The organism is Ectorhizobium quercum (genome assembly GCF_026552795.1).
Taxonomy (GTDB): domain Bacteria; phylum Pseudomonadota; class Alphaproteobacteria; order Rhizobiales; family Rhizobiaceae; genus Ectorhizobium; species Ectorhizobium quercum.
This window is the reverse complement of the sequence record NZ_JANFPI010000003.1, coordinates 650,848-676,584: the sequence shown is the minus strand read 5'-3', so window position 1 is coordinate 676,584 and position 25,737 is coordinate 650,848. Positions and strand designations below refer to the sequence as shown.

The 25,737-nt window shown below is 64.2% G+C and carries 24 protein-coding genes; 20 read left to right on the top strand and 4 right to left on the bottom strand.

Annotation, left to right across the window (positions count from 1 at the left end; translation table 11 throughout):
• Positions 1-18: 18 nt before the first annotated feature.
• The 8 genes from NOF55_RS11730 (at position 19) to NOF55_RS11695 (ending at position 7,447) form a co-directional block, all read left to right on the top strand.
• Positions 19-1,395 carry a pyruvate dehydrogenase complex E1 component subunit beta gene (locus NOF55_RS11730; protein WP_306411544.1) on the top strand — a complete coding sequence of 459 codons (1,377 nt, stop codon included), beginning with the start codon at positions 19-21 and terminating at the stop codon, positions 1,393-1,395.
• 15 nt (positions 1,396-1,410) lie between these two features.
• Positions 1,411-2,751, top strand: coding sequence for a pyruvate dehydrogenase complex dihydrolipoamide acetyltransferase (locus NOF55_RS11725; RefSeq protein WP_306411543.1), 1,341 nt, complete (start codon positions 1,411-1,413; stop codon positions 2,749-2,751).
• A gap of 16 nt (positions 2,752-2,767) precedes the next feature.
• A complete protein-coding gene (locus tag NOF55_RS11720) occupies positions 2,768-3,412 on the top strand; it encodes an SGNH/GDSL hydrolase family protein (RefSeq protein ID WP_306411542.1) in 645 nt (214 codons plus the stop codon).
• A gap of 158 nt (positions 3,413-3,570) precedes the next feature.
• Positions 3,571-5,019 carry a dihydrolipoyl dehydrogenase gene (lpdA, locus tag NOF55_RS11715; RefSeq protein WP_306411541.1) on the top strand — a complete coding sequence of 483 codons (1,449 nt, stop codon included), beginning with the start codon at positions 3,571-3,573 and terminating at the stop codon, positions 5,017-5,019.
• Positions 5,020-5,095: 76 nt separating this feature from the next.
• Positions 5,096-5,350 carry a GlsB/YeaQ/YmgE family stress response membrane protein gene (locus tag NOF55_RS11710; RefSeq protein WP_306411540.1) on the top strand — a complete coding sequence of 85 codons (255 nt, stop codon included), beginning with the start codon at positions 5,096-5,098 and terminating at the stop codon, positions 5,348-5,350.
• A gap of 13 nt (positions 5,351-5,363) precedes the next feature.
• Positions 5,364-6,335, top strand: a complete 972-nt coding sequence (gene lipA, locus NOF55_RS11705) for a lipoyl synthase (protein WP_306411539.1) — start codon at positions 5,364-5,366, stop codon at positions 6,333-6,335.
• Positions 6,336-6,401: 66 nt separating this feature from the next.
• The gene (locus NOF55_RS11700) at positions 6,402-6,974 is read left to right on the top strand and encodes a P-loop NTPase family protein (RefSeq protein WP_306411538.1); all 573 of its coding nucleotides are present in this window, start codon (positions 6,402-6,404) and stop codon (positions 6,972-6,974) included.
• An 8-nt stretch (positions 6,975-6,982) separates the two neighbouring features.
• A complete protein-coding gene (locus NOF55_RS11695) occupies positions 6,983-7,447 on the top strand; it encodes a type II toxin-antitoxin system RatA family toxin (protein ID WP_306411537.1) in 465 nt (154 codons plus the stop codon).
• Positions 7,448-7,482: 35 nt separating this feature from the next.
• Here NOF55_RS11695 and NOF55_RS11690 read toward each other — a convergent pair whose 3' ends face one another.
• Together NOF55_RS11690 and NOF55_RS11685 are read right to left on the bottom strand one after the other, a co-directional pair.
• Entirely contained in the window at positions 7,483-7,998 is a 516-nt protein-coding gene (locus NOF55_RS11690) for a CinA family protein (RefSeq protein WP_306411536.1), read from the bottom strand.
• The gene (locus NOF55_RS11685) at positions 7,995-9,200 is read right to left on the bottom strand and encodes a bifunctional 2-C-methyl-D-erythritol 4-phosphate cytidylyltransferase/2-C-methyl-D-erythritol 2,4-cyclodiphosphate synthase (protein ID WP_306411535.1); all 1,206 of its coding nucleotides are present in this window, start codon (positions 9,198-9,200) and stop codon (positions 7,995-7,997) included. Before NOF55_RS11685 ends, NOF55_RS11690 begins: the two co-directional genes overlap by 4 nt.
• 156 nt (positions 9,201-9,356) lie before the next feature.
• Here NOF55_RS11685 and dusB point away from each other — a divergent pair, with 156 nt between their 5' ends.
• The 9 genes from dusB to NOF55_RS11640 all read left to right on the top strand — a co-directional run bounded on the left by dusB (position 9,357) and on the right by NOF55_RS11640 (position 20,586).
• Positions 9,357-10,373 carry a tRNA dihydrouridine synthase DusB gene (gene dusB / locus NOF55_RS11680; protein ID WP_306411534.1) on the top strand — a complete coding sequence of 339 codons (1,017 nt, stop codon included), beginning with the start codon at positions 9,357-9,359 and terminating at the stop codon, positions 10,371-10,373.
• Complete coding sequence (locus tag NOF55_RS11675) at positions 10,370-11,521, top strand: two-component system sensor histidine kinase NtrB (RefSeq protein ID WP_306411533.1); 1,152 nt, start codon at positions 10,370-10,372, stop codon at positions 11,519-11,521. Before dusB ends, NOF55_RS11675 begins: the two co-directional genes overlap by 4 nt.
• The gene (gene ntrC, locus NOF55_RS11670; RefSeq protein WP_306411532.1) at positions 11,518-12,969 is read left to right on the top strand and encodes a nitrogen regulation protein NR(I); all 1,452 of its coding nucleotides are present in this window, start codon (positions 11,518-11,520) and stop codon (positions 12,967-12,969) included. The genes NOF55_RS11675 and ntrC overlap by 4 nt, the downstream gene beginning before the upstream one ends.
• Before the next feature lie 250 nt (positions 12,970-13,219).
• The gene (locus NOF55_RS11665; protein ID WP_306411694.1) at positions 13,220-15,493 is read left to right on the top strand and encodes a sensor histidine kinase NtrY-like; all 2,274 of its coding nucleotides are present in this window, start codon (positions 13,220-13,222) and stop codon (positions 15,491-15,493) included.
• Positions 15,483-16,847 carry a nitrogen assimilation response regulator NtrX gene (ntrX, locus tag NOF55_RS11660; protein WP_306411531.1) on the top strand — a complete coding sequence of 455 codons (1,365 nt, stop codon included), beginning with the start codon at positions 15,483-15,485 and terminating at the stop codon, positions 16,845-16,847. The genes NOF55_RS11665 and ntrX overlap by 11 nt, the downstream gene beginning before the upstream one ends.
• A 34-nt stretch (positions 16,848-16,881) precedes the next feature.
• A complete protein-coding gene (gene trkA, locus NOF55_RS11655; protein ID WP_306411530.1) occupies positions 16,882-18,258 on the top strand; it encodes a Trk system potassium transporter TrkA in 1,377 nt (458 codons plus the stop codon).
• 168 nt (positions 18,259-18,426) lie between these two features.
• A complete protein-coding gene (gene hfq, locus NOF55_RS11650; RefSeq protein WP_306411529.1) occupies positions 18,427-18,669 on the top strand; it encodes an RNA chaperone Hfq in 243 nt (80 codons plus the stop codon).
• A gap of 18 nt (positions 18,670-18,687) precedes the next feature.
• A complete protein-coding gene (hflX, locus tag NOF55_RS11645) occupies positions 18,688-20,088 on the top strand; it encodes a GTPase HflX (protein ID WP_306411528.1) in 1,401 nt (466 codons plus the stop codon).
• A 117-nt stretch (positions 20,089-20,205) separates the two neighbouring features.
• Positions 20,206-20,586 carry a hypothetical protein gene (locus NOF55_RS11640; RefSeq protein ID WP_306411527.1) on the top strand — a complete coding sequence of 127 codons (381 nt, stop codon included), beginning with the start codon at positions 20,206-20,208 and terminating at the stop codon, positions 20,584-20,586.
• Between the two features lie 10 nt (positions 20,587-20,596).
• On the opposite strand, the gene mazG is transcribed toward NOF55_RS11640, so the two are convergent.
• Both mazG and NOF55_RS11630 read right to left on the bottom strand, forming a co-directional pair.
• Positions 20,597-21,427 carry a nucleoside triphosphate pyrophosphohydrolase gene (gene mazG, locus NOF55_RS11635; RefSeq protein ID WP_306411526.1) on the bottom strand — a complete coding sequence of 277 codons (831 nt, stop codon included), beginning with the start codon at positions 21,425-21,427 and terminating at the stop codon, positions 20,597-20,599.
• A 34-nt stretch (positions 21,428-21,461) separates the two neighbouring features.
• Positions 21,462-22,049, bottom strand: a complete 588-nt coding sequence (locus NOF55_RS11630; protein ID WP_306411525.1) for a nucleoside deaminase — start codon at positions 22,047-22,049, stop codon at positions 21,462-21,464.
• Positions 22,050-22,300: 251 nt separating this feature from the next.
• On the opposite strand from NOF55_RS11630, the gene cysG reads away from it, so the two are divergent.
• The 3 genes from cysG to NOF55_RS11615 are packed head-to-tail and all read left to right on the top strand — an operon-like array spanning position 22,301 to position 25,733.
• Positions 22,301-23,740, top strand: coding sequence for a siroheme synthase CysG (gene cysG, locus NOF55_RS11625; protein ID WP_306411524.1), 1,440 nt, complete (start codon positions 22,301-22,303; stop codon positions 23,738-23,740).
• Complete coding sequence (locus NOF55_RS11620; protein WP_306411523.1) at positions 23,737-24,051, top strand: DUF2849 domain-containing protein; 315 nt, start codon at positions 23,737-23,739, stop codon at positions 24,049-24,051. The genes cysG and NOF55_RS11620 overlap by 4 nt, the downstream gene beginning before the upstream one ends.
• An 8-nt stretch (positions 24,052-24,059) precedes the next feature.
• Positions 24,060-25,733 (top strand): nitrite/sulfite reductase, encoded by a 1,674-nt coding sequence (locus NOF55_RS11615; protein WP_306411522.1) that lies wholly within the window; start codon positions 24,060-24,062, stop codon positions 25,731-25,733.
• The last annotated feature ends 4 nt before the right edge of the window (positions 25,734-25,737 follow it).

Below are 25,737 nucleotides of genomic sequence, written 5' to 3'. Positions count from 1 at the left end.
TCCGGGGAGGGAGATAAGATGACCGTAGAAATTCTCATGCCTGCTCTTTCTCCGACGATGGAAGAGGGCACTCTTTCCAAGTGGGTGAAGAACGAAGGCGACAAGGTTTCCTCCGGCGACGTGATCGCCGAGATCGAAACCGACAAGGCGACGATGGAAGTCGAGGCCGTGGACGAGGGCGTTCTGGGCAAGATTCTGATCGAAGCCGGCACGCAGAACGTCAAGGTGAACACGCCGATCGCCGTCCTGTTGCAGGAGGGCGAAAGCGCCTCCGACATTTCCGCGCCGGCACCCGCGAAGGCTGCCGAGGCGGAGCCCGCCCCGGCCGCTGCCGAAAAGCCGGCTGCCGCGCCGGCGCCGGCTGCGCCGAAGACCGAGGCTCTTGCCGATCCGGCCATTCCGGAAGGCACCGAATTTGTCACGCAGACGGTTCGCGAAGCGCTGCGCGACGCGATGGCCGAGGAAATGCGCCGCGACGAGGCCGTCTTCGTCATGGGCGAGGAAGTGGCCGAATACCAGGGCGCCTACAAGGTGACGCAGGGGCTTCTCCAGGAATTCGGCCCGCGCCGCGTGGTCGACACGCCCATCACAGAGCACGGCTTTGCCGGCGTCGGCGTCGGCGCGGCCTTCACCGGCCTGCGGCCGATCGTCGAGTTCATGACCTTCAACTTCGCCATGCAGGCGATCGACCAGATCATCAACTCCGCCGCCAAGACGCTCTACATGTCGGGCGGCCAGATGGGCGCGCCGATGGTGTTCCGCGGCCCGAATGGCGCGGCGGCGCGCGTTGGCGCACAGCACTCGCAGTGCTATGCGGCCTGGTACAGCCAGATCCCCGGCCTCAAGGTCGTCATGCCCTACACCGCCGCTGACGCGAAGGGCTTGCTCAAGGCGGCGATCCGCGATGCGAACCCGGTCATCTTCCTCGAAAGCGAAATCCTTTACGGCCAGAGCTTCGAGGTCCCGAAGCTGGACGATTTCGTCCTGCCGATCGGCAAGGCCCGCATCCACCGCGAAGGCAAGGACGCGACCGTCGTTTCCTTCGGCATCGGCATGTCCTACGCCACGAAGGCCGTCGCCGAGCTGGAAAAGGAAGGCATAGATGTCGAGCTGATCGACCTGAGGACCATCCGCCCGATGGACCTGCCGACGATCATCGAATCCGTGAAGAAGACCGGGCGTCTGGTCACGGTCGAGGAAGGTTTCCCGCAGTCGTCGGTCGGCACGGAAATCGCCACGCGGGTCCAGCAGCAGGCCTTCGACTATCTCGACGCGCCGATCCTGACAATTGCCGGAAAGGACGTTCCGATGCCCTACGCCGCCAACCTCGAAAAGCTGGCGCTGCCATCGGTGGCGGAAGTCGTCGAGGCGGTGAAGACCGTCTGCTACAAGTAAGGGAGGGCTGTTTCGATGCCCATCAACATTACGATGCCGGCCCTGTCGCCTACGATGGAGGAGGGCAACCTCGCCAAGTGGCTGGTCAAGGAAGGCGACACGGTTTCCTCCGGCGACGTGATCGCCGAGATCGAGACCGACAAGGCGACGATGGAAGTGGAAGCCGTCGATGAGGGCACGGTCGCGAAGATCGTCGTTCCGGCCGGCACGCAGGGCGTGAAGGTAAACGCGCTGATCGCCATTCTGGCCGCGGAAGGCGAGGATGTCGCCGCCGCCGCTGCCGGCGAAGCCCCGAAGGCGGCTCCGGCCGCCGCGCCGGCCACCAAGGCGGAAGCGCCCGCTGCTGCCGCTCCGGCGCCTGCGCCGGCTCCCGCCGCCGCGCCTTCGGCTCCGTCCGCGGAAAAGGGCGAGCGTGTGTTCGCCTCGCCGCTGGCCCGCCGTCTGGCGAAGGAAGCGGGTGTCGAACTCTCGGCGATTTCCGGCTCCGGCCCGCATGGCCGCGTGGTGAAGTCGGATGTGGAAAAGGCCGTCGCCGGCGGTGCTCCGAAGGCTGGGGCCGCACCGGCTGCGGCTTCAGCCGGCGCTCCGGCTCCTGTTGCGGCACCGCTGTCCGACGACGCCGTGCTGAAGCTGTTCGAGGAAGGCTCCTACGAACTGCTGCCGCATGACGGCATGCGCCGCGTCATCGCCTCGCGCCTCACGGAATCGCACCAGACCGTTCCGTCCTACTTCCTGTCGATGGATTGCGAACTGGATGCGCTCAATGCGCTGCGCGGCGAGATCAACCGCGGCGTGCCGATGAAGAAGACGGAGAAGGGCGAGGTTCCGGCCTTCAAGCTTTCCGTCAACGACTTCATCATCAAGGCGCTGGCGCTGGCGCTGCGCGACGTTCCGCTGGCGAACGCCTCGTGGACGTCCTCGGCCCGTGTTGTGCACAAGCATTCGGATGTCGGCGTCGCCGTCGCCATTCCGGACGGGCTGATCACGCCGATCATCCGCAAGGCCGAACTCAAGCCGCTTTCCGTCATTTCCAACGAGATGAAGGATCTCGGCCGCCGCGCCCGCGACAAGAAGCTGAAGCCGGAGGAATATCAGGGCGGCACATCCGCCGTGTCGAACCTCGGCATGTTCGGCGTGTCGAACTTCACCTCGATCATCAACCCGCCGCATGCCTCCATCGTGTCCATCGGCGCGGGCATCGAGAAGCCGGTGGTGAAGAACGGCGAGATCAAGGTCGCGACCGTGATGACGGCGACCTTCGCCTTCGACCATCGCGTGATCGACGGCGCGCTCGGCGCGGAACTCGGTTCCGCCTTCAAGCGCTACATCGAAAACCCGATGAGCATGCTGGTGTGAGGTTGCGGACCGGGCGATGACCAAAACCGTCCTTTGCTATGGCGATTCCCTGACCTGGGGCTTCGATGCCGAAGGCCAGGGGCGCCACGCCTATGAGGACCGTTGGCCGAGCGTTCTGCAAAGGGCGCTCGGTTCCGGCGTTCACGTCGTCGCCGAGGGGCTGAACGGCCGCACCACCGCCTATGACGATCACCTGTCGGCCGCCGACCGAAACGGGGCGCGGCTGCTGCCGTCGATCCTGCACACGCATGCGCCGCTCGATCTGGTGGCCGTCATGCTCGGCACGAACGACCTGAAGCGCGGGCCCGGCGGTTCGGCCTCCGCGGCAGCGCGCGGCATGGAGCGGCTGGTCCAGATCATCCGCCACCATCCGTGGCCGTTCGGCGACACGGACGGGCCGGATGTCCTGATCGTCGCCCCGCCCAGGATATGCGAGACGGCCAATCCGGTCTTCGCGGCCATGTATCAGGGGGCGGTGGAAGAGTCGGCGATGCTCGGTTCGCTCTACCGCGACCTGGCGGACGATCTGGGATGCGGGTTCTTCGATGCGGCCTCCGTCTGCGTCACGACGCCGGTCGACGGGGTTCATCTCGACGCGGCGAATACCAGGGCGCTGGGGCGGGGCCTCGAACCCGTCCTGCGCATGATGCTCGGCCTCTGAGCAGGCCGTTTCGGACATTCCGGATCGGTCGGGACCGATCCGCACGACGTTGAAAGACGGGATTTCAGAGGACGGCCGGCCGGATGTTTCGGCGCCGTCCGCACAGGGCCGGGTTCCAGGCAGGCGCCAGCGGCCCCGAGACAAGGAGACGAAGGCAAATGGCCGACAATACCTACGACGTCATCATCATCGGCTCGGGGCCGGGCGGCTATGTGACGGCAATCCGCTCCGCGCAGCTCGGCCTGAAGACGGCCATCGTCGAGCGCGAGCATCTGGGCGGCATCTGCCTGAACTGGGGCTGTATTCCGACCAAGGCGCTGCTGCGCTCCGCCGAAATCCTCGACCACGCCAACCACGCCAAGAGCTACGGCCTGACGCTGGACGGCAAGATGACGGCGGATGTGAAGGATGTGGTCGCCCGCTCGCGCGGCGTGTCCGCCCGCCTCAACGGCGGCGTCGCCTTCCTGATGAAGAAGAACAAGATCGACGTCATCTGGGGCGAGGCGAAGCTGACGAAGCCCGGCGAGATCGTCGTGGCCAAGTCGTCCAAGCCGGCGGTCCAGCCGCAGAACCCGGTTCCGAAGGGTGTCCTGGGCGAAGGGACGTACAAGGCCAAGCACATCATCGTCGCCACCGGCGCCCGTCCGCGCGCCCTGCCGGGCATCGAGCCGGACGGCAAGCTGATCTGGACCTATTTCGAGGCGATGAAGCCGGATTTCATGCCGAAGTCTTTGGTCGTCATGGGCTCGGGCGCCATCGGCATCGAGTTCGCCTCCTTCTACCGCTCGATGGGTGTCGACGTGACGGTCGTCGAGCTGATGGACAACATCATGCCGGTCGAGGATGCCGAAATCTCCGGCATCGCCCGCAAGGCGCTGGAAAAGCGCGGCCTGAAGATCATCACCGGCGCGAAGGTGTCCAAGGTCGAGAAGGGTGCCAACTCCATCACCGCCCATGTCGAGACCAAGGACGGCAAGGTCGAGAAGATTTCCGCCGACCGCCTGATCTCCGCCGTCGGCGTGCAGGGCAATATCGAGAATCTCGGCCTTGAGGCGCTCGGCGTCAAGACGGATCGCGGCTGCATCGTGATCGACGGCTACGGCAAGACCAACGTGGCGGGGCTCTACGCCATCGGCGACGTCGCCGGCCCGCCGATGCTCGCCCACAAGGCCGAGCACGAAGGCGTGATCTGCATCGAGAAGATCGCGGGTCTGCCGCATGTCCATCCGATGGACAAGGGCAAGATTCCGGGCTGCACCTATTGCAACCCGCAGGTCGCGTCTGTCGGGCTGACGGAAGCGAAGGCCAAGGCCGAGGGGCGCGAGATCCGTGTCGGCCGCTATTCCTTCGCCGCCAACGGCAAGGCGATCGCGCTCGGTGAGGACAACGGCCTGATCAAGACGATCTTCGACAAGAAGACCGGCGAACTCATCGGCGCCCACATGGTGGGCGCGGAGGTGACGGAACTCATCCAGGGCTTCGTCATCGCCATGAACCTTGAGACGACCGAGGAAGAACTGATGCACACGATCTTCCCGCATCCGACGCTCTCCGAAATGATGAAGGAAAGCGTTCTCGACGCCTACGGACGCGTGCTGAACGCATGATAACGTGGGTTCCGCCCGGCGCGTCGCCCGGGCGGACCCCGTATTCCTGCCGGAAAGGTCAATGGAGGAGCGGGATATGGAAACGATTCAACTCGGCTGGTTCTGGATGATCGTCATCGGCGGCTTTGCTGGCTGGCTGGCGGGCAAGTTCATGCAGACCCGTTTCGGCGTGCTCATGAACATCGTTCTGGGCATTGTCGGCTCGGCGGTTGCCACGACGCTGCTCCGGCAGTTCAACATTATTCCGGAAGATGGCCGGCTCGCATTCTTCGTGACCGGTTTCCTCGGCGCTTCCCTTCTGATATTCGTCGCCCGCCTCGTAAGGCGCTGAAAGCAGGTTGAACATGGTCACGATCCTCGACAGAACCGCCGCGCCCGAACCGAAGCGCGTCCGCCACCCGGAAAAGGCGCACCGCCCGGATACGGAGGTGATGCGCAAGCCGGAATGGATCCGCGTCAAGGCGCCGACCTCGAAGGGGTATGCCGAGACGCGCGAGATCGTGCGCACCAACAAGCTGGTGACGGTGTGCGAGGAAGCGGGCTGCCCGAACATCGGCGGCTGCTGGGAGCAGAAGCACGCCACCTTCATGATCATGGGCGAGATCTGCACCCGCGCCTGCGCCTTCTGCAACGTCGCGACCGGCAGGCCGAACGCGCTCGATCCGGACGAGCCGCAGAACGTCGCCAATGCCGTGAAGCAGATGGGCCTCAACCATGTCGTCATCACCTCGGTGGACCGCGACGATCTGGACGATGGCGGTGCCGAACATTTCGAGAAGGTGATCTTCGCCATCCGCGCCGCGTCTCCGGGCACCACCATCGAGATCCTGACGCCGGACTTCCTGCGCAAGCCGGGCGCGCTGGAGCGCGTCGTGGCGGCGAGGCCGGACGTGTTCAACCATAATCTGGAAACCGTGCCGTCGAACTACCTGACGGTTCGCCCGGGCGCGCGCTATTTCCATTCCATCCGCCTGCTTCAGCGGGTGAAGGAACTGGACCCTACCATGTTCACCAAGTCCGGCATCATGGTCGGGCTGGGCGAGGAGCGCAACGAAGTGCTTCAGCTCATGGACGACCTGCGCACGGCTGACGTCGATTTCCTCACCATCGGCCAATATCTCCAGCCGACCCGCAAGCACCACAAGGTGGTGAGCTTCGTCACGCCGGATGAGTTCAAGTCCTACGAGACGGTGGCCTACACCAAGGGCTTCCTGATGGTCGCTTCCAGCCCGCTGACGCGTTCCTCCCACCATGCCGGCGAGGATTTCGCCAGGCTGAAGGCGGCGCGGGCGGCGAAGCAGGCGCTGGCCGGCTGATCGCCGGCTTGCCATCCGGTTCCGGCGCACTATCCTCCCGGCGTCGAATCGCCCGGAGCCATTGCCATGCCGAATTATCTTGCCAGCATCGAGGATGCCGTTCCGATCCTGCGAAGCGCCGGGCGCGTGCTGGTCGTCGGCTGCTCCGGCGGCGGCAAGAGCACGCTGGCCCAGCGACTCGCGGCTCGTTTCGCCCTTGCCTATATTTCTATGGACAGGGATTTCCTCTGGCTGCCGGGCTGGGTGCTGCGCGAGCGGGCCGGACAACGGGCGCTGATCGCCGAGGCGGTCAAGGCGGACCGCTGGATCATGGACGGCAACAATGCCCCGAGCTTCGATCTGCGCCTGCCGCGCACCGATATCGTGCTGTGGGTGCGGCTGCCGCGCCGGCTGTGCCTCTGGGGCGTGGCGAAACGCGTTGTCCGCCATTACGGGCAGACGCGCCCTGACATGGCCGAGGGATGCCCGGAGCAATTGCCCGACCGTGCGTTCCTGACCTATATCTGGAAATTCGAGAAGCGCCATGCGCCTGCGTTGATTCGCAGCCTCGACCGCTATGGACCGGAGGTGCCCGTGCTCACGCTGAAATCGCATCGGGAGACCGGCAAACTCCTTGATCTTCTCGATGCAGCCGCTTAACTGCCGCCATGCCTCAGTTCGAAACCAGCCGGCCGGTCCCGCACAGCCCTGAACAGATGTTCGATCTCGTTGCCGACATCGAGCGCTATCCGCAATTCCTGCCGCTCTGCGAGGGATTGACCGTCCGCTCACGCAAGGAGCGCGACGGCAAGGTGCTGCTCGTCGCGGACATGACGATCGGTTACAAGGCGATCCGGGAAACCTTCACGACGCAGGTGCTGCTGAACCGCGCCGCCCTTGCCATCGACGTGAAATATATCGACGGGCCTTTCCGCTATCTCGACAACCGCTGGCGTTTCGAAGCCGGGGGCGAGGGCGGGTGCCTCGTGCATTTCTTCATCGATTACGAGTTCAGGAATCGGCTGCTCGGCTCGATCATGGGGACGATGTTCGAGCGCGCCTTCCGCATGTTCGCGGAGGCTTTCGAGGCGCGGGCGGCGAAGATCTACGGCGAACCCGGCACGGGCGCATAGCGGCCTCACGCCCGGAAGCGGCGCAGGGCCGGCGTCTATTCTCCTGTCGGGTTCGTCCGAACGACCTCCAGAAGCAGTTCCAGAGCCGTTTTCACGGTGGCGAGCCGGATGCCTTCGCGGTCGAGGTTTCCGTAGCGCATTTCCCGGTGCAGCACGGTGCCCGCGGTCGAGGCCGCCGCGATATGCACGAGGCCGACCGGCTTTTCCGGTGAGCCGCCGCCGGGGCCGGCGATGCCGGTGACGGCGACCGCGAGCCGCGTTCCCGCCGCTCTGAGCGCCCCTTTAGCCATTTCGAGGGCCGTTTCCTTCGAGACGGCGCCGACGCGGGCGAGCGTTTCCGCCTTCACGCCGATCATCTGTTGCTTGGCCTCATTCGAATAGGTGACGAAGCCCCGGTCGACGACGGAAGACGAGCCGGCGATTTCGGTGAGCGCGCCGGCGATCAGCCCGCCCGTGCAGGATTCGGCCGTGGCGACGGTCACGTCGCGCGCCGAGAATTCGGTGACGATCCGGGCGGCGAGCGCCTCGATTTCAGCGGGAAAAAGGCTCATGTTCCGGCTCCGTAGACGACAGTTGCGGTGGCGATGGCGGCGATTCCTTCCCGGCGGCCGACGAAGCCGATCGTCTCGTTGGTCGTGGCCTTGACCGAGCAGCGGTCCACCGGGATGGCGAGGATGTCCGCGAGCTTTTCCCGCATCGCCTGACGGTGCGGGCCGATCTTCGGCGCTTCCGCGATAAGCGACACGTCGGCATTCATGATCGTGCCGCCGTTTTCCCGCACGAGCCTTGCCGCATGTTCGAGAAAGATGCGGGAAGGCGCACCCTTCCATTGCGGATCGGAGGGCGGGAAATGATCGCCGATATCGCCGAGGCCCTTGGTGGCGAGCAGGGCGTCGGTCAGCGCATGCAGCGCCACATCGGCGTCGGAATGGCCCTTCAGCCTCTGGTCGTGCGCGATGAAGATGCCGCACAGCGTCACGCCGTCGCCGGGCTCGAGCTGATGCACATCGTAGCCGTTGCCGGTGCGGACGTCTGGAAGCGCCGGGCGGGACAGCTTTTCATCGGCCATTTCGATATCCCTCCGGACGGTGAGCTTGATATTATCGACGGAGCCTTCGACGAGTGCCACCGCCAGGCCGGCCCATTCGGCGATGGAGGCATCGTCGGTAAAATGCGCAAGACCGGAGGCGGCAGCCTTTTCATGCGCCTCCAGAATGGCAGGCAGGCCGAAAGCCTGTGGCGTCTGGGCTGCGAAAAGCGCCTCGCGGGACACGGTTTCGGACACGAGGCCGTCCGCGCCGCGTTTCAACGTATCGGAGACCGGCACGACCGGAAGGGCGGCGGCCGCTCCGGTTTCGAGCGTCGCGCGGATACGGTCCAGCAGGGCGGTGTCGAGGAAGGGGCGCACCGCGTCGTGAATCATGACGTGGGTGGCGCCGGTTCCGGCGAGCGCGCGCAGGCCGTTCAGGACGGATTGCTGCCGTGTCGCGCCGCCGATGACGGTTCGCACACCCGCTTGTTCCCCGGTTGCGGCAAGCGCCGCCTCGAACAACGGGTCGTCGTCGGCGTGAATCACGCAGACGATCTCTTCGGCATGCGGCCAGGCTTTGAACCGGTCGAGCGTATGGGTTATGACAGGCTTGCCGCCGATGCGGCGATACTGCTTCGGGCCGTCGACGGAGCTGCCCGCCCGTTCCCCGCGTCCGGCGGCGACGATGACAACCCCGATTTTCAACGCCTTATCCTGCGGCATTTGCACAACTGCTTCCTGCAAAAACGTTTTATGTTTTCTGCTCTAGCGTTTGAAATACTGCTTTTCCAGCATATGCCCGAAATTTATCACTTCCCTTTAAAAAGACTTGGCAAAAGCACCGGGCTTGTCTAAAAATAGTGCAAATGCCTCTCATGCTTGAAAGATAGCCATTTGTCAGTGCCGGGTTTATCTACACCATTCCTGATCGGTAACGTCGCCATCCGTAACCGAGTGGTGCTTGCCCCCATGTCCGGCATCACCGATCTGCCGTTTCGGCAGCTTGCCTGGCGCTTCGGCGCGGGGCTCGTCGTGACCGAGATGGTGGCGAGCCGGGAGCTTGTCGGCAACCGCCACGAATCCTGGGCCCGCCTGAAAGGCGCCGGCCTGAAGCCGCACATGGTGCAGCTTGCCGGGCGCGATCCGCATTACATGGGCGAAGCGGCGCGAATCGCCGCCGATCAAGGCGCCGATATCATCGACATCAACATGGGCTGTCCCGCCCGCAAGGTGACGAGCGGAGATTGCGGCTCTGCACTGATGCGCGAGCCGGAACATGCACTCAGGATCGTCGCGGCGGTCGTGGCGGCTTCACCCGTTCCGGTCACGCTCAAGATGCGGCTGGGCTGGGACGAGAACTCCATCAATGCGCCGTTTCTGGCCAAGCGGGCGGAGGACGCGGGAATCAGCGCCGTGATCGTGCATGGCCGCACCCGCATGCAGTTCTACGAAGGCCGGGCAGACTGGGAAGCGATCCGCGCCGTGCGCGACGTCCTGTCGGTTCCGCTCGTCGCCAATGGCGATGTCGATACGCCCGAGGATGCCGCCGACATCCTGCATCGTTCCGGCGCGGATGCCGTCATGGTCGGGCGGGCCTGCCAGGGCCGGCCGTGGCATGCGGGCGCGCTGGCCGGGCAGGCGGCGCCGGCTGCGGAGGCGATCCCGGCGCTGGCCGTGGAGCATTACGATGCGATGCTGGAATTCTACGGCGAGGCCGCCGGCGTGCGCCATGCCCGCAAGCATCTCGGCTGGTATCTTGACCGCGCCCGCGTCGCGGTCTCCGGCGACATCCGGGCCGCCGTGATGACCTCGAAGCATCCGGCGGAGGTCCGCGCGCTGATGACCTCCGCCCTTTCGGCGGTTCCGAATGACGAAGCGATGAAAGAAGCCGCATGACCAACGATTCCGCCAATCCGGCCCCCACGGGCAGCGCGCTTGCAATGGCGGTGCTGAACTCGGTTCAGAACCCGGTGATCCTCGTCGATGCGACCGGCCACATCGCCTTCGCGAACTGGGAGGCCGAGGCCTTCTTCGGCGCCAGCGCCACGCATCTGGCGCGCTACCGTATTTCCACCTTCATCCCCTTCGGCTCGCCGCTTCTGTCGCTGATCGACCAGGTGCGCGAACGGCGCGCGCCGGTCAACGAATACCGCGTCGACCTTTCCTCGCCGCGCCTCGGGCAGGACAAGCTGGTGGACCTCTATGTGGCACCGGTGGTCAGCGAGCCGGGATCGGTCGTGGTGGTCTTTCAGGAACGCTCGATGGCCGACAAGATTGACCGGCAACTGACCCATAGGGCGGCGGCCCGCTCGGTCACGGGGCTGGCCTCGATGCTTGCGCACGAGATCAAGAACCCGCTGTCAGGCATTCGCGGCGCCGCGCAGCTTCTCGAAAGCTCGGTTCCCGACGACGACCGTGCCCTGACGCGGCTGATCTGCGACGAGACCGACCGGATCGTCTCGCTGGTCGACCGGATGGAGGTTTTCTCCGACGAGCGTCCCGTGGACCGCTCCGCCGTCAATATCCATTCCGTGCTCGACCATGTGAAGGCGATTGCGCAGGCCGGCTTCGCCCGCAACATCAAGATCACTGAAAACTACGATCCTTCCCTGCCGCCCATCCATGCCAATCGCGACCAGATGATCCAGGTCTTCCTCAACCTGGTGAAGAATGCGGCGGAGGCCATCGGCGATGCGCCGGACGGCGAAATCCAGCTCACCACCGCCTACAGGCCGGGCATGCGCCTGTCCGTGGCCGGCTCGCGCGAGAAGATTTCGCTTCCCCTCGAATTCTGCGTGCATGACAACGGTCCGGGCGTGCCGGCCGATCTTCTGCCGCATCTGTTCGATCCCTTTATCACCACCAAAACCAACGGTTCCGGGCTGGGCCTGGCCTTGGTTGCCAAGATCATCGGCGGTCATGGCGGCATCATCGAATGCGACAGCCAGGGCCGCCGCACGACGTTCCGGGTTCTGATGCCGGTCTCCAGGGAGACTGCCCCGGAAAACGTCAAAGCCATGAGCGAGACAGGAAACTCCCGATGACCGCCACCATTCTCGTCGCCGACGACGACGCCGCCATCCGTACCGTGCTCAATCAGGCTCTCTCGCGGGCAGGATACGAAGTGCGCATCACGTCCAACGCCGCGACACTGTGGCGCTGGATCGCCGCGGGCGAGGGCGATCTGGTCGTGACAGACGTGGTCATGCCGGACGAGAATGCGTTCGATCTGCTGCCGCGCATCAAGAAGGCGCGTCCCGACCTGCCGGTTCTGGTGATGAGCGCCCAGAACACTTTCATGACGGCGATCAAGGCGTCGGAAAAGGGCGCCTACGACTATCTTCCGAAGCCGTTCGACCTGACGGAACTGATCGCGATCATCGGCCGGGCGCTGGCCGAGCCGAAGAAGAAGCCGGCCCGTCTCGACGACGACATGCAGGACGGCATGCCGCTCGTCGGCCGCTCCGCCGCCATGCAGGAAATCTACCGCGTTCTCGCCCGCCTGATGCAGACGGACCTGACGCTGATGATCACCGGTGAGAGCGGCACCGGCAAAGAGCTCGTCGCCCGCGCGCTGCACGATTACGGCAAGCGCCGCAACGGTCCGTTCGTCGCCATCAACATGGCCGCCATTCCGCGCGACCTGATCGAATCGGAGCTTTTCGGCCACGAGAAAGGCGCCTTCACCGGCGCGCAAAGCCGTTCGACCGGCCGTTTCGAGCAGGCCGAGGGCGGCACGCTGTTCCTCGACGAGATCGGCGACATGCCGATGGATGCGCAGACGCGCCTCCTGCGCGTGCTCCAGCAGGGCGAATACACCACCGTCGGTGGCCGCACTCCGATCCGCACCGACGTGCGCATCGTCGCCGCGACCAACAAGGACCTGAAGCACTCGATCAACCAGGGCCTGTTCCGCGAGGATCTCTATTATCGCCTCAACGTCGTGCCGCTGCGCCTGCCGCCGCTGCGCGACCGCGCCGAGGACATTCCCGATCTCGTCCGCCACTTTATCCAGCAGGGCGAGAAGGAAGGGCTCGGCACCAAGCGTTTCGACGTCGAGGCGCTGGAGGTGATGAAGTCCTATGCCTGGCCGGGCAATGTGCGCGAGCTGGAAAACCTCGTCCGCCGCCTCATGGCGCTCTATCCGCAGGACGTCATCACCCGCGAGATCATCGAGCAGGAACTGCGCTCCGACGTGCCCGACAGCCCCATCGAGAAGGGCGGCATCCGCAGCGGAAACTTGACCATCGCCCAGGCGGTGGAGGAGAACATGCGCAGCTACTTCGCCTCGTTCGGCGATGCGCTGCCGCCTCCGGGTCTTTACGACCGCGTGCTGACCGAAATGGAGTATCCGCTGATCCTGGCGGCGCTGACGGCCACGCGCGGCAACCAGATCAAGGCCGCCGACCTTCTCGGATTGAACCGCAACACGTTGCGCAAGAAAATCCGCGAACTGGGTGTTTCGGTTTACCGCTCCTCCCGCAGCGCTTGACAATCGTTTCCAGCCCGTTGCATTTTCGCCACAAAGCGTTGCTTTAAGGACACGGATTACCTGATTCATGTCCGTATGAACGGGGCGTGACGGGCGTGGTGAGCGGCCTTCGATGCCGAAGCTGCCGGGCGAATCCCGCGGCTTCTTTCGAGGCGCGGAAGGAAACCTGCCCGAATCTAATGAAATGACAGCGCCGTCGATGCTTCGGGTCGGGGTGGATCTGCTGCAGGCGGGGAGTTTGACGGGCATGATGACCGGCACGGTTGAGCCGATCGCGGAAAAGGAGCCGGAAGGTTCACCGGTCCACGATCGCCGCTCCGTCTTTTCGCTTCCGGGCCTGTTGCTGGCCGGGGGCGCGCTTGTCTGCGCAACGCTGACGATCCTCGTTCTTCTGGGATATACGCCCATCGTGCCGACGACGAATGTCGTCGTCACTTCGGTGGTCCTCAATTCGTTGTTCGTCCTCGGCCTGATCTACGAGGTGGTGCGCGAGGTCGCTCGGCTGGTGAAGGCCCGTTCGCGTGGCCGGGCCGCGGCGCGTCTCCACGTTCGCATCGTCGGGCTGTTTTCTGTCGTTGCCATCGCGCCGGCGATCATCGTCGCCATCTTCGCCTCCATCACGCTGTCGGCCGGGCTCGACCGCTGGTTCTCGCTCCGCACCCAGTCGATCGTGCAATCCTCCATGAACGTGGCGCAGGCCTACATGATGGAGAACGCCAGCTATCTTCAGGGCCAGACTATTTCGATGTCGAACGACCTGGAGCGGAGCAGGGCGCTTTTCTACCTGGACCGCACCGGCTTTACCGACCTTTTGACCCGGCAGGCGCGGGGCCGCGGGCTGCTCGGGGCGTTTCTGGTCCGCGAGGACGGATCGACCATCGTCGCCGCGGATATCGAGACGGAGCGGCCGCTGCCGGAAATTCCGAGGAATGCCCTGCAATCCTCCGCGGCCGGCCAGCCGACGCTCATTCCGCCGGGAGTGACGAACCTCGTCGGCGCCATCATCAAGCTCGACACGATCCCCGGGGCCTTCCTCTACACGATCCGCGCCGTCGACCCCAAGGTGATGGCGGCCATGCGGCTGATGGAGGAAAACGCCGCCGAATACAAGAACATGGAGGCGGGGCGGACCTCGCTTCAGGTCGCCTTCGCGGTTCTCTATCTGGGCTTCGCGCTGATCGTGCTTCTGGCGGCGATCTGGGCCGCCATCGCGGTTGCCGACCGTATCGTCCGGCCGATCCGGTTGCTGATTTCCGCCGCCGACAGCGTGGCCTCGGGCAATCTCGGCGTCGTCGTGCCGGTCAGGGCGATCGACGGCGACGTCGGCAGTCTTTCCCGGACCTTCAACAAGATGATTTCGGAAATCCGCAGCCAGCAGAACGAGATCCTGGTGGCGAAGGACGAGGTGGACGACCGCCGCCGCTTCATCGAGGCCGTGCTTTCCGGCGTGACCGCGGCGGTGATCGGCGTCGAGGCCGACGGGCGCATTTCCATCGTCAATCCCTCCGCCGAAGGCTTCCTCGGCCTGCCGGCGGAGAAGCTCGTCGGTGCGCGCCTTTGTGATATCTCCCGGGAGCTGGATATGGTTCTGGCCGAGGCCGCCTCACGTCACAGGAGCGACTTCCGAAAGCAGATCAACATGATGCGCGGCGGTGTCGAGCGCACCCTGTCCGTTCAGGTGACGCGGGAGGAAGCACATGGCGGTGCGGAATCGCACGTTCTGACGCTGGACGACATCAGCGATCTCGTGATTGCGCAGCGCTCGACGGCCTGGGCCGACGTCGCCCGCCGCATCGCTCATGAAATCAAGAATCCCCTGACGCCGATCCAGCTTTCCGCCGAGCGCCTGAAGCGCCGTTTCGGCAAGATGGTGCCGGATGAAGACCGCAAGGTCTTCGACCAGTGTACGGACACCATCGTCCGCCAGGTCGGCGACATCGGCCGCATGGTGGACGAGTTCTCGTCCTTTGCCCGCATGCCGAAGCCTTCCAAGGAAAACGCCGATCTGCGCGACATCCTGCGCGATGCGGTCTTCCTGCGCGAGATGGGCACGCCTCATGTGACCTTTTCGAAAGCGTTCGGCGAGGCGCGGCTGGACGGCCTGTTCGATACGCGCATGCTCGGCCAGGCCTTCGGCAATCTCATCAAGAATGCGGTCGAGGCGATCGAGGCCGTGCCGGCGGACGAACGTCGCGAGGAGGGCAAGGTGATGGTCCGCGCCGCCTTCGACGCCGCCCACGACCGCTTCGTCATCGACGTGATCGACAACGGCCGCGGCCTGCCGACCGAAAACCGGCATCGCATTCTCGAGCCCTACATCACGATGCGCGAGAAGGGCACGGGCCTCGGCCTCGCCATCGTCAAGAAAATCATTGAAGAGCACGGCGGAATCCTGGAGCTGCACGACGCACCGGCGGATTTCGACCACGGAAGAGGGGCGATGATCCGGGTGCTGTTGCCGCGCCAGATCTATTCGGAACTCTCTCCGCAAGAGCATGACAAGGAAACAACACATGGCCTCTGATATTCTGGTTGTCGACGACGAGGCGGACATCCGCGAGATCGTTTCCGGAATTCTGTCCGACGAGGGGCACGAGACCCGCACGGCCCACGATGCCGACAGCGCTCTTGCCGCGATTTCCGACCGCGTGCCGCGCCTGGTCTTTCTGGATATCTGGATGCAGGGCAGCCGGCTCGACGGGCTTGCACTGCTCGACGAGATCCGCAGCCGCCACCCCGAAATGCCGGTGGTGATGATTTCCGGCCACGGGAACATCGAAACGGCGGTGTCGGCCATCAAGCGTGGCGCCTTCGATTTCATCGAGAAGCCGTTCAAGGCCGACCGGCTGATCCTGATCGCCGAGCGCGCGCTGGAAAATTCCAAGCTCAAGCGCGAGGTTTCCGAGCTGAAGAAGAGGGCCGGCGATTCCGGAGAGTTGATCGGCACGTCGGTTGCCGTCTCGCAGCTTCGGCAGGTGATCGAGAAGGTGGCGCCGACCAACAGCCGGGTGATGATCCTCGGCCCCTCCGGTTCCGGCAAGGAAACGGTGGCCCGGCTCATCCACAGAAAATCCTCGCGCGCCGGCGGTCCTTTCGTGGCGCTGAACGCGGCGGCGATCACGCCCGAGCGCATGGAGATCGCGCTGTTCGGAACGGAGGGGGCTCCGGGCCAGCCGCGCCGCATCGGCGCGCTGGAAGAGGCGCATCGCGGCATCCTCTATCTCGACGAGATCGGCGAGATGCCGCGCGAGACGCAGAACAAGATCCTGCGCGTTCTGGTCGACCAGCAGTTCGAGCGCGTCGGCGGCTCCAAGCGCGTCAAGGTCGACGTGCGCATCATCTCCTCGACGGCCTACAATCTGGAGAACCTGATCGTCGGCGGCACCTTCCGCGAAGACCTCTATCACCGGCTGGCGGTCGTTCCCGTCAAGGTGCCGGCGCTGGCCGAGCGCCGCGAGGACATCCCCTTCCTGATCGATCTGTTCATGCGGCAGGTGGCCGAGCAGGCCGGCATCCGGCCGCGCAAGATCGCCGAGGATGCGCTGGCCGTCCTTCAGGCCAACGACTGGCCGGGCAACATCCGCCAGCTTCGCAACAATATCGAGCGGCTGCTCATTCTCGCGCGCGGCGACGGCCCGGACACGCCGATCACCGCGGACATGCTGCCGACCGATCTTGGCGACATGCTGCCCAAGGTCTCGGCCCACAACGATTACCACATCATGACCTTGCCCTTGCGCGAGGCCCGTGAAATGTTCGAGCGGGATTACCTGATTGCCCAGATCAACCGTTTCGGCGGAAACATTTCCCGCACGGCGGAATTCGTCGGCATGGAGCGATCCGCCCTGCACCGGAAGCTGAAGTCGCTCGGCGTCTGACGGCCGGTCGCGGGCGGCGAGGGAAGCGAGCGTCATGAAGATCATCATCTGCGGGGCAGGCCAGGTCGGCTACGGTATCGCCGAACGGCTGGCGCAGGAGGACAACGACGTGTCGGTGATCGATACGTCCGCATCGCTCGTCACCGCCATTTCGGAAAAGCTGGACGTGCGCGGCTATGTCGGCCACGGCGCCCATCCCGACATGCTGGCGCGCGCGGGTGCCGACCAGGCCGACATGATCATCGCCGTGACGCTTCACGACGAGATCAACATGATGGCCTGCCAGGTCGCCCATTCGCTCTTCAACGTGCCGGTGAAGATCGCCCGCATCCGCGCCCAGCAATATCTGAAGCCCGAATATTCCAACCTCTTCAGTCGCGAGAATCTTTCCATCGACGTGGCGATCTCGCCGGAAATCGAAGTCGGCAAGATGGTGCTGCGCCGCATCTCGTTTCCCGGCGCGGAAGACGTTTTCCGCTTCGCCGACGATACGGTGTCGATGATCGCCATCGAGTGCATGGCGGATTGCCCGGTCATCGACACGCCGCTGAAGCAGTTGAGCCAGCTCTTTCCCGATCTGGTGGCGACCGTGGTCGGCATTTCCCGTCAGGGCAGGCTGTCCATCGTCGATTCCGGCGAGCAGCTCCAGGTGGGCGATCTGGCCTATGTGATCTGCCAGCGCGACCACGTGCGCCGCACGCTCGGGCTTTTCGGCCATGACGAGCAGGCCGCGAGCCGCATCGTGATTTCCGGCGGCGGCAATATCGGCCAGTACGTGGCGCGCAACATCGAGACCTTGCAGCCGAAAACGCGCGTCAAGATCATAGAAAGCGACCGACCGCGGGCCGTGGCGCTGTCGGAGGAACTCAACCACACCATCGTGCTGAACGGCTCGGCGCTCGACCAGTCGCTGCTCAAGCAGGCCGATATTGCCGATGCCGACCTGATGGTGTCGCTGACGAACAGCGACCAGATCAACATTCTCTCGTCGGTCATGGCCAAGCAGAGCGGATGCCGCAAGAGCCTCGCACTCATCAACGACACGGCGTTGCAGGAAATGGTCGAGGCGCTCGGCATCGATGCCTGTATCAACCCGCGCGCGGTGACGATCTCCCGCGTGCTCCAGCATGTACGCAAGGGCCGCATCCGCTCCGTCTACGCCATCGAGCGGGGAGCCGGCGAGGTGATCGAGGCGGAGGCGCTGGAAACCTCGCCGCTGGTCGGCAAGCCGCTGCGCGATCTGGACCTTCCCGAAGGCATCCGCATCGGTGCGGTCTTCCGCGCGGGCGCGGTTCTGAGGCCGGACGGCGATTTCCGTGTGAAGGCCAAGGACAGGGTGGTCCTGCTGGCGGCGGCGGCGGCCGTGCGCCATGTGGAGCAGCTCTTCCGGGTCTCGATCCAGTACTTCTGAACGCTTTTGACGGGGCGTACCGCTCGGGCCGTTTTCGGCGTTGCGGAAAAGCAATTGATTTGATACCACAAACCGGGATCATGGGACGAGGTATTCCCAAAATTCTCCAGACATTGGAATTGTTATAATCACCGGCCTTTTGCCGGCAAAAAAGAAAGAAGCGGCGCTATGGCGGAACGTTCTCAGAATTTGCAGGATCTTTTTCTCAATACAGTTCGCAAGCAGAAGATTTCGCTCACGATTTTCCTGATCAATGGTGTGAAGCTCACGGGTGTTGTTACATCCTTCGATAATTTCTGCGTTCTGTTGCGCCGTGACGGGCATTCCCAGCTTGTCTACAAGCATGCGATCTCGACGATCATGCCCGGACAGCCGATGCAGATGTTCGAAAGCGAAGATCAGGCTTCCTGAAAGGCCTAGACGAAAGTCATGCGTGAACCCACAGGCGGATCGATCGTTCCGGACGAGCCCAGGCGGCGGGACGACAATCGCGCCGTCGTTATCGTTCCTGTTCTGAAGCCGGGACGCGGCAAAGCGGCCGCGGCGCCGGCCCATGCCGACTTGCCGCCGCCGACGCGGTCGAGCGAAAGCCGGCTGGAAGAGGCGCGGGGACTCGCGCAAGCCATCGATCTTGATGTGGTCGAAGGGCTGATCGTGGCGGTGAACGAGCCGCGTCCGGCGACGCTGATCGGCACCGGCAAAATCGAGGAAATCGGCAAGACACTGGACGAACACGGTGCGGGCCTGGTGATCGTCGATCATCCGCTGACCCCCGTCCAGCAGCGTAATCTCGAGAAGGAATGGAACGCCAAGGTCATCGACCGGACGGGCCTCATTCTCGAAATCTTCGGCCGCCGCGCCTCCACCAAGGAGGGGACGTTGCAGGTCGAGCTGGCGCATCTGAACTACCAGAAGGGCCGGCTGGTGCGTAGCTGGACCCACCTCGAGCGCCAGCGCGGCGGTGCCGGCTTCATGGGCGGTCCGGGCGAAACGCAGATCGAGGCCGACCGCCGCATGCTCCAGGAGCGCATCGTGCGGCTGGAGCGGGAACTGGAGCAGGTCGTGCGCACCCGCCAGCTTCACCGGGCCAAGCGCCGCAAGGTGCCGCATCCCATCGTCGCGCTGGTCGGTTATACCAATGCCGGCAAGTCGACGCTGTTCAACCGCATCACCGGCGCGGGCGTTCTGGCGGAAGACATGCTGTTCGCCACGCTGGATCCGACGCTTCGCCGCATGAAGCTGCCGCACGGGCGCACCGTCATTCTCTCCGACACGGTGGGCTTCATCTCCGATCTGCCGACGCATCTCGTCGCCGCCTTCCGCGCCACGCTGGAAGAGGTGCTGGAAGCTGATCTCATCCTGCACGTGCGCGACATGTCGGACCCCGATAACCCGGCCCAGTCGGCCGATGTCCTGCGCATCCTCGCCGATCTCGGCATCGACGGTAAGGAAGCGGAAGAACGCATCCTGGAAGTCTGGAACAAGATGGACCGGCTGGACGCGGAAAGCCACGATGCCATTCTCGGCAAGGCGGCGGGACGGAAAAACGTCATCGCCGTTTCGGCGCTTTCGGGCGAAGGCGTGCCGGAGCTTCTGGACGAGATCGCCACGCGGCTTTCCGGCGTGCTGACGGAAGCGACCGTCATCCTGCCGCCGGAAAAGCTCGGCCTTCTCTCCTGGGTTTACGACACCGCGATCGTCGATGGCCGCGAGGATATGGAGGACGGCTCCGTCAGCCTCGACCTGCGTCTTTCCGGCGAACAGGCAACCGAGCTGGAACGCAAGCTCGGCATGGGTCCAAAGCCGGAAAGGGAAGACTGGGAGCGGTGAAGTTGATGAAATCGCTTTCGTCCGGCGGGAAATAATACTATCGCGTCGTTTGAAACGCGCCACTCGCAATATACTTCGCCGCCGCCTTTGTTCGTGTTCGAAATGGAGTGTTTGACGGTGAAACGCTTTTCTGTGACGCTTGCCGTTCTCATCTCTCTTTTTGGTATTTCGCTGAACGGCTATATATATCTTGTAGCTCCGACCGGCAGGGCGGAAGCCTTTTTTGTGGGGATGTTCTGCTTTGGAAGCATGCCCTATTTTATTGTGTTGTTCAGCGTCTTTCTGTGGCGGAGTCGATCATTCGCGGCCTTCGCGATTGGTGCGCTGGCGTTCGTCGTTGATATAGGCGTCGTCTATAATGTATTTTGGATATCGGCCTCATTGGGGGCGATCTTCGTTTTCATGGCGGCCCCCTTCTTTAAGCTGATCGCCACCGTGCCTGTGGGCGTTGTGATCGGTTGGGGGCTGGATACGAGGCTGGAGCGCGCGCGTTCTTGAAGGGTCCACCCTACCTTACGGCCTCCTCTTCCTTCGCCGCCTGCCAAAGCGCTTCCATCTCGTCCAGTGTCGCATCCGCCAGCGAAACGCCTTTTGCGGCGAGGGCCTTTTCGATGTGGGCGAAGCGGCGGCGGAACTTGGTGTTGGTGCCGCGCAACGCGTCTTCGGGATCGGCCTTGACATGACGGCCGATATTGGCGGCGGCGAAGATCAGGTCGCCCAGTTCGTCGGATATGTGGGCCTTGTCGCCCTTCGCCAGCGCCGCGCGGAATTCGGCGATCTCCTCCTCGATCTTGTCGAGGATCGGTTCGGGCTCCGACCAGTCGAAACCGACCTTCGCCGCCTGCTCCTGAAGCTTCAGCGCTTCCATGAGGGCCGGGAAGGTGCGCGGCACCGAGCCGAGATGGCCGATCTTGAAGGTCTCCTCGCCGCCGAGGCGGGCGCGCCGTTCGGCGCGTTCGGCCTTCTCCTGCGTCTTGATCTCGTCCCACTGCGCCTTCACCTTGTCGGGCGTATCGGCCACGGAGCGGGCAAAGACGTGCGGATGGCGGCGGATCATCTTCCGCGTCACCGCCTCCACCACGTCGCCGAAGGAAAAGTGCCCGGCTTCCTCGGCCATGCGGGCGTGGAAGACCACCTGAAGCAGCAGATCGCCCAGTTCTTCGCACAGGTCGCCCATGTCGTTTCGCTCGATGGCGTCGGCGACCTCATAGGCTTCCTCGATCGTATAGGGCTTGATGGACGCGAAATCCTGCTCGATGTCCCACGGGCAGCCGGTCTCGCGATCGCGCAGGCGCTCCATGATCTCGATCAGGCGTGAAATGTCCCTTGACGCTTCCATCGCGTTTTTCCTTTCAAGGCCGTCTCTTCTCATCTCAGTTCAGCGGAATGGCGTTGTCGGTCTTCGACGCCTGATAGCTGTCGGAGAGCGACGCATAGGCGGCGTCGATGCGCGCCGATTGTGCCTGAAGGGCCAATCTGTCGGGTTCCGGCGCGGCGGCGACGAGATCGGCCAGCGCAAAGGCGTTCCAGAAGGCGTTGTTGCGGCGATACCCGCCGGGTTCCAGCCCGAAGACCTCCTTCAGGATCTTCAGATCGTGCGGAATGGCGAAGGCGTCGCGCGAATCCTCGTGGCTGAAGAAATAGTAGAAATTGTCGAACCCGGCCCAGGTGATGGCCGACATGCACATGGTGCAGGGTTCGTGGGTGGAAAGGAAGATCAGGTCCTTCGCGTTCGGCCGTTCGCCCAGTTCGTAGAACCGTTTCAACGTATGCACCTCGCCGTGCCAGAGCGGATTTTCAAGCTCGTTGTTGGTCTCGGCGATGACCAGCGACAGGTCGGATTTTCTCAGGATGGCCGCACCGAACACCTTGTTGCCGAAAGCGACACCCTTTACTGTGAGGGGGAGAATGTCCTTTTCGATCACGTCGAGAAGGCGGGCGGCGGTCTTCGTATCTGCCATAGGGCGAGCCTTGTTCCGGTATGTGTTTTCGCAGGCGCACAACACGACCAAATTTCGCGCCTGTCAATGTCGGTTTGCGGGTGTAACGGGGCTGGAGAGAGACTCGGTAGTGGGATTTTTTCTTGTTCTGCCCTTATCGAGAAAAGAAATACCCCAGGGTGCGGGTCGGCGGATTTCCGTACCTTCATAAATGCGCGTCTTGCCGCGATATTCCGCGAAACTGCGGAAATCCCTATCCACGGACCTGTTTCATGAGCGCTGGTGACGAAAAACTGTCGAGTTTCCCCGCCTTTTTCCGGGTCGCGGGCGAGAAGGTCGCCGTGTTCGGAAACGGCGACGAGGCCTATGCCAAGGCGCGGCTTCTGGCCGGCACGCAGGCGCGCATCATCGCCTTTGCGGACGAGCCGGAGCCGGCCTATGCGGGTTTTCTGGCAGAGCATCGCATCGAGGTGATCGAGGACATCGCGCCACCGGCGTCGCTGTCGGATTTCCGGCTCGTTTTCGCCGCGACGGGCGATGAAGGTCTCGACCGGATGATCGTTTCGGCCGCGCGCTCGGCCAACGTGCCCGCGAATGCCGTCGACCAGCCGGATCATTGCGATTTCTACACGCCCGCCATCGTGTCCCGCGCGCCGGTTGCCGTCGCCATCGGCACGGAGGGGGCCGGGCCGGTGCTTGCCCAGATGATCCGCATGACCGTGGACAGGCTTCTGCCTGCCTCGCTCGGCCGGCTCGCGCGTCTGGCGATGGATTTTCGTCCCGCCGCCGAGCGCCTGCCGCGCGGTTCCGCCCGTCGTAGCTTCTGGCAGGGCTTTTTTTCCGGCCGCGTGGCCGAAGCCGTGGAGAATGGCAACCTCGATGTGGCGCGGGCGGAGGCGGGACGTCTGCTGGCGGCCGATCACGTCCAGCCGGGCCGCGTCTTTCTGGTCGGGGCAGGGCCGGGCGCCGAAGATCTGCTGACGCTGCGCGCCCACAGGCTGCTGATGCAGGCCGATGCCATCGTCTACGATGCGCTGGTGCCGCAGGCGCTCGTCGACATGGGCCGGCGCGATGCGGAACGCTTTCCGGTCGGCAAGCGCAAGGGATGCCACTCGAAGACGCAGGACGAGATCAACCGCCTGCTGGTGCGGCTGGGCGCCGAGGGCAAGCGTGTCGTGCGCCTGAAGTCCGGCGATCCGCTGGTCTACGGACGCGCGGCGGAGGAAATGGAGGCGCTGCGGCAGGCCGGCATCGCCTACGAGGTCGTGCCGGGCATCACTTCCGCCTTCGCCGCCGCCGCCGACTTCGAACTGCCGCTGACGGTGCGCGGCGTCGCGTCGTCGCTGATTTTCACCACGGGTCACGATCTGGCCGGGGAGGTCCTTCCCGACTGGGCGAGCCTTGCCGTATCCGGCGCCACGGTCGCCGTCTATATGGGCAGCACGGTCGCGGCCTCCGTGGCCGACCGGCTGATGCAGGTCGGGCTTGCCAGGGAAACGCCGGTCGCCGTGGTCGAGAACGCCAGCCGGGCCAATCGCCGCCTTCTGCACGGCACGCTGAAGGACCTGCCGGACCTGGCCGCCCGCGACGATCTGGCGGGACCGGTCATGGTCATCATCGGCGAAGCCGTGGCGGGCGGGCGCTTCACCCATTCCGAAAACCTTGCCGCCGGCCATGTCGCGGTGGCCGCCATTCTGGAGAAAGAGCAATGACAGCGAAAGTCCTGACGGCCAACCGCCTGACCGACGGCATCGCCGTATGGCTCGACGCATCCGGCCAATGGTCCGAAAACCTCCAGGAGGCGCTGGTCGCCCGGCATGAGGAGGCCGTCGCTTCGCTGGAGGCCATCGGCAAGCGTGATTTCGCCGCCAACCGCGTCGTGGACGTCGCCGTCATCGATGTGCAGGAGACGGATGGCAAGCTGTGGCCCGTCCGCCTGCGCGAGCGGATCCGGGCCGCCGGGCCGACGATCGCCTATTCGAACGGCTACGAGCACGCCGATCCCGATTTCATTGCCTCCTGAGGAAGACCATGTATCGTTACGATGAATTCGACCGTGATTTCGTATTGGCGCGCGTGGAGCAGTTCCGCGATCAGGTCGAGCGCCGTCTGAGCGGCGAACTGGCCGAGGATGCCTTCAAGCCGCTGCGGCTGATGAACGGCGTCTATCTCCAGCTTCATGCCTACATGCTGCGCGTCGCCATCCCCTACGGCACGCTCAATGCGCGGCAGCTTCGGATGCTGGCGCATATCGCGCGCCGCTACGACCGCGGCTACGGTCATTTCACGACCCGGCAGAACATCCAGTACAACTGGCCGGCGCTGGCGGATTGTCCCGATATCCTGGCCGAACTGGCCAGCGTGGAAATGCATGCGCTCCAGACATCGGGGAACTGCATCCGCAACGTGACCTCCGACCAGTTCGCCGGCGCCGCCGCCGATGAAGTGGCCGACCCGCGGCCCTATGCGGAAATTCTCCGGCAATGGTCCACGGTGCATCCGGAATTCTCGTTCCTGCCGCGCAAGTTCAAGATCGCCATCACCGGCGCCGAGCACGACCGCGCCGCCATCCAGTTCCATGATATCGGCCTGCACCTGAAGAAGAACGACCGGGGTGAACTCGGTTTCGCGTTCTATATCGGCGGGGGGCAAGGCCGCACGCCGCTGGTGGCGAAGAAGATCAACGATTTCGTTCCCGAGGCCGATCTTCTGGCCTATACGACCGCGATCCTGCGCGTTTACAACCTGCACGGCCGCCGCGACAACAAATACAAGGCGCGCATCAAGATCCTCGTGCATGAAACGGGCGTCGAGGAACTGACGCGCCAGATCGAAGCCGAATTCGCTGCATTGAAGGACGGCGAACTGAAGCTGCCGGATGCCGATATCGCCGCCATCACCGCCTATTTCGCGCCGCCGGCCCTCGTCGAGCGCCCGGAAGGCTGGGAAAGCCTTGCCCGTTGGAAAAAGGCGGATGAGGGCTTCGCCTGCTGGGTGGACCGCAACGTCCGTCCGCACAAGAACCCGGACTACGCATCCGTGACCATCTCGCTGAAGCCGATCGGCGGCATTCCGGGCGATGCCTCGGATGCGCAGATGGATGCGGTGGCGGCGATTGCCGAGGAATACGCCTTCGATGAAATCCGCGTGACCCATGAGCAGAACCTCGTTCTGCCGCATGTGGCGCTCGCCGATCTGGAGCCGGTCTACCGTGCCCTTCAGCCCGCGGGGCTGGCGACGGCCAATGCCGGCCTCATCACCGATATCATCGCCTGCCCGGGCCTCGATTACTGCGCGCTCGCGAATGCACGCTCCATTCCGCTGGCGCAGGAGATTTCCGAACGTTTCGGGGCTGCGGAACGGCAGAAGGAGATCGGCGATCTCAAGATCAAGATTTCCGGCTGCATCAACGCCTGCGGTCATCATCATGCCGGTCATATCGGCCTGCTGGGCGTGGAGAAGAAAGGGGCGGAGCTCTACCAGATCACACTCGGCGGTTCGGCGGACGAGCACAGTTCGGTCGGCGAGATCATCGGCCGGGGCTTCGAGCCGGAGAAGGTCACGGACGCGGTGGAGACCATCGTCAACACCTATCTCGGCCTTCGCCAGAATGCCTCGGAAACCTTCCTCGAAGCGTACCGCCGCGTCGGCCCGAAGCCGTTCAAGGAAGCGCTCTATGGCGGCTCGTCCGCCGAAGCCGCGTAAGGAA

Bases quoted from the DNA above. Each gene is read 5' to 3' on its own strand.
- NOF55_RS11730 (WP_306411544.1), top strand. From the start codon at position 19: ATGACCGTAGAAATTCTCATGCCTGCTCTTTCTCCGACGATGGAAGAG.
- NOF55_RS11725 (WP_306411543.1), top strand. From the start codon at position 1,411: ATGCCCATCAACATTACGATGCCGGCCCTGTCGCCTACGATGGAGGAG.
- NOF55_RS11720 (WP_306411542.1), top strand. From the start codon at position 2,768: ATGACCAAAACCGTCCTTTGCTATGGCGATTCCCTGACCTGGGGCTTC.
- lpdA (WP_306411541.1), top strand. From the start codon at position 3,571: ATGGCCGACAATACCTACGACGTCATCATCATCGGCTCGGGGCCGGGC.
- NOF55_RS11710 (WP_306411540.1), top strand. From the start codon at position 5,096: ATGGAAACGATTCAACTCGGCTGGTTCTGGATGATCGTCATCGGCGGC.
- lipA (WP_306411539.1), top strand. From the start codon at position 5,364: ATGGTCACGATCCTCGACAGAACCGCCGCGCCCGAACCGAAGCGCGTC.
- NOF55_RS11700 (WP_306411538.1), top strand. From the start codon at position 6,402: ATGCCGAATTATCTTGCCAGCATCGAGGATGCCGTTCCGATCCTGCGA.
- NOF55_RS11695 (WP_306411537.1), top strand. From the start codon at position 6,983: ATGCCTCAGTTCGAAACCAGCCGGCCGGTCCCGCACAGCCCTGAACAG.
- NOF55_RS11690 (WP_306411536.1), bottom strand. From the start codon at position 7,998: ATGAGCCTTTTTCCCGCTGAAATCGAGGCGCTCGCCGCCCGGATCGTC.
- NOF55_RS11685 (WP_306411535.1), bottom strand. From the start codon at position 9,200: ATGCCGCAGGATAAGGCGTTGAAAATCGGGGTTGTCATCGTCGCCGCC.
- NOF55_RS11675 (WP_306411533.1), top strand. From the start codon at position 10,370: ATGACCAACGATTCCGCCAATCCGGCCCCCACGGGCAGCGCGCTTGCA.
- ntrC (WP_306411532.1), top strand. From the start codon at position 11,518: ATGACCGCCACCATTCTCGTCGCCGACGACGACGCCGCCATCCGTACC.
- NOF55_RS11665 (WP_306411694.1), top strand. From the start codon at position 13,220: ATGACCGGCACGGTTGAGCCGATCGCGGAAAAGGAGCCGGAAGGTTCA.
- ntrX (WP_306411531.1), top strand. From the start codon at position 15,483: ATGGCCTCTGATATTCTGGTTGTCGACGACGAGGCGGACATCCGCGAG.
- trkA (WP_306411530.1), top strand. From the start codon at position 16,882: ATGAAGATCATCATCTGCGGGGCAGGCCAGGTCGGCTACGGTATCGCC.
- hfq (WP_306411529.1), top strand. From the start codon at position 18,427: ATGGCGGAACGTTCTCAGAATTTGCAGGATCTTTTTCTCAATACAGTT.
- hflX (WP_306411528.1), top strand. From the start codon at position 18,688: ATGCGTGAACCCACAGGCGGATCGATCGTTCCGGACGAGCCCAGGCGG.
- mazG (WP_306411526.1), bottom strand. From the start codon at position 21,427: ATGGAAGCGTCAAGGGACATTTCACGCCTGATCGAGATCATGGAGCGC.
- NOF55_RS11630 (WP_306411525.1), bottom strand. From the start codon at position 22,049: ATGGCAGATACGAAGACCGCCGCCCGCCTTCTCGACGTGATCGAAAAG.
- cysG (WP_306411524.1), top strand. From the start codon at position 22,301: ATGAGCGCTGGTGACGAAAAACTGTCGAGTTTCCCCGCCTTTTTCCGG.
- NOF55_RS11620 (WP_306411523.1), top strand. From the start codon at position 23,737: ATGACAGCGAAAGTCCTGACGGCCAACCGCCTGACCGACGGCATCGCC.
- NOF55_RS11615 (WP_306411522.1), top strand. From the start codon at position 24,060: ATGTATCGTTACGATGAATTCGACCGTGATTTCGTATTGGCGCGCGTG.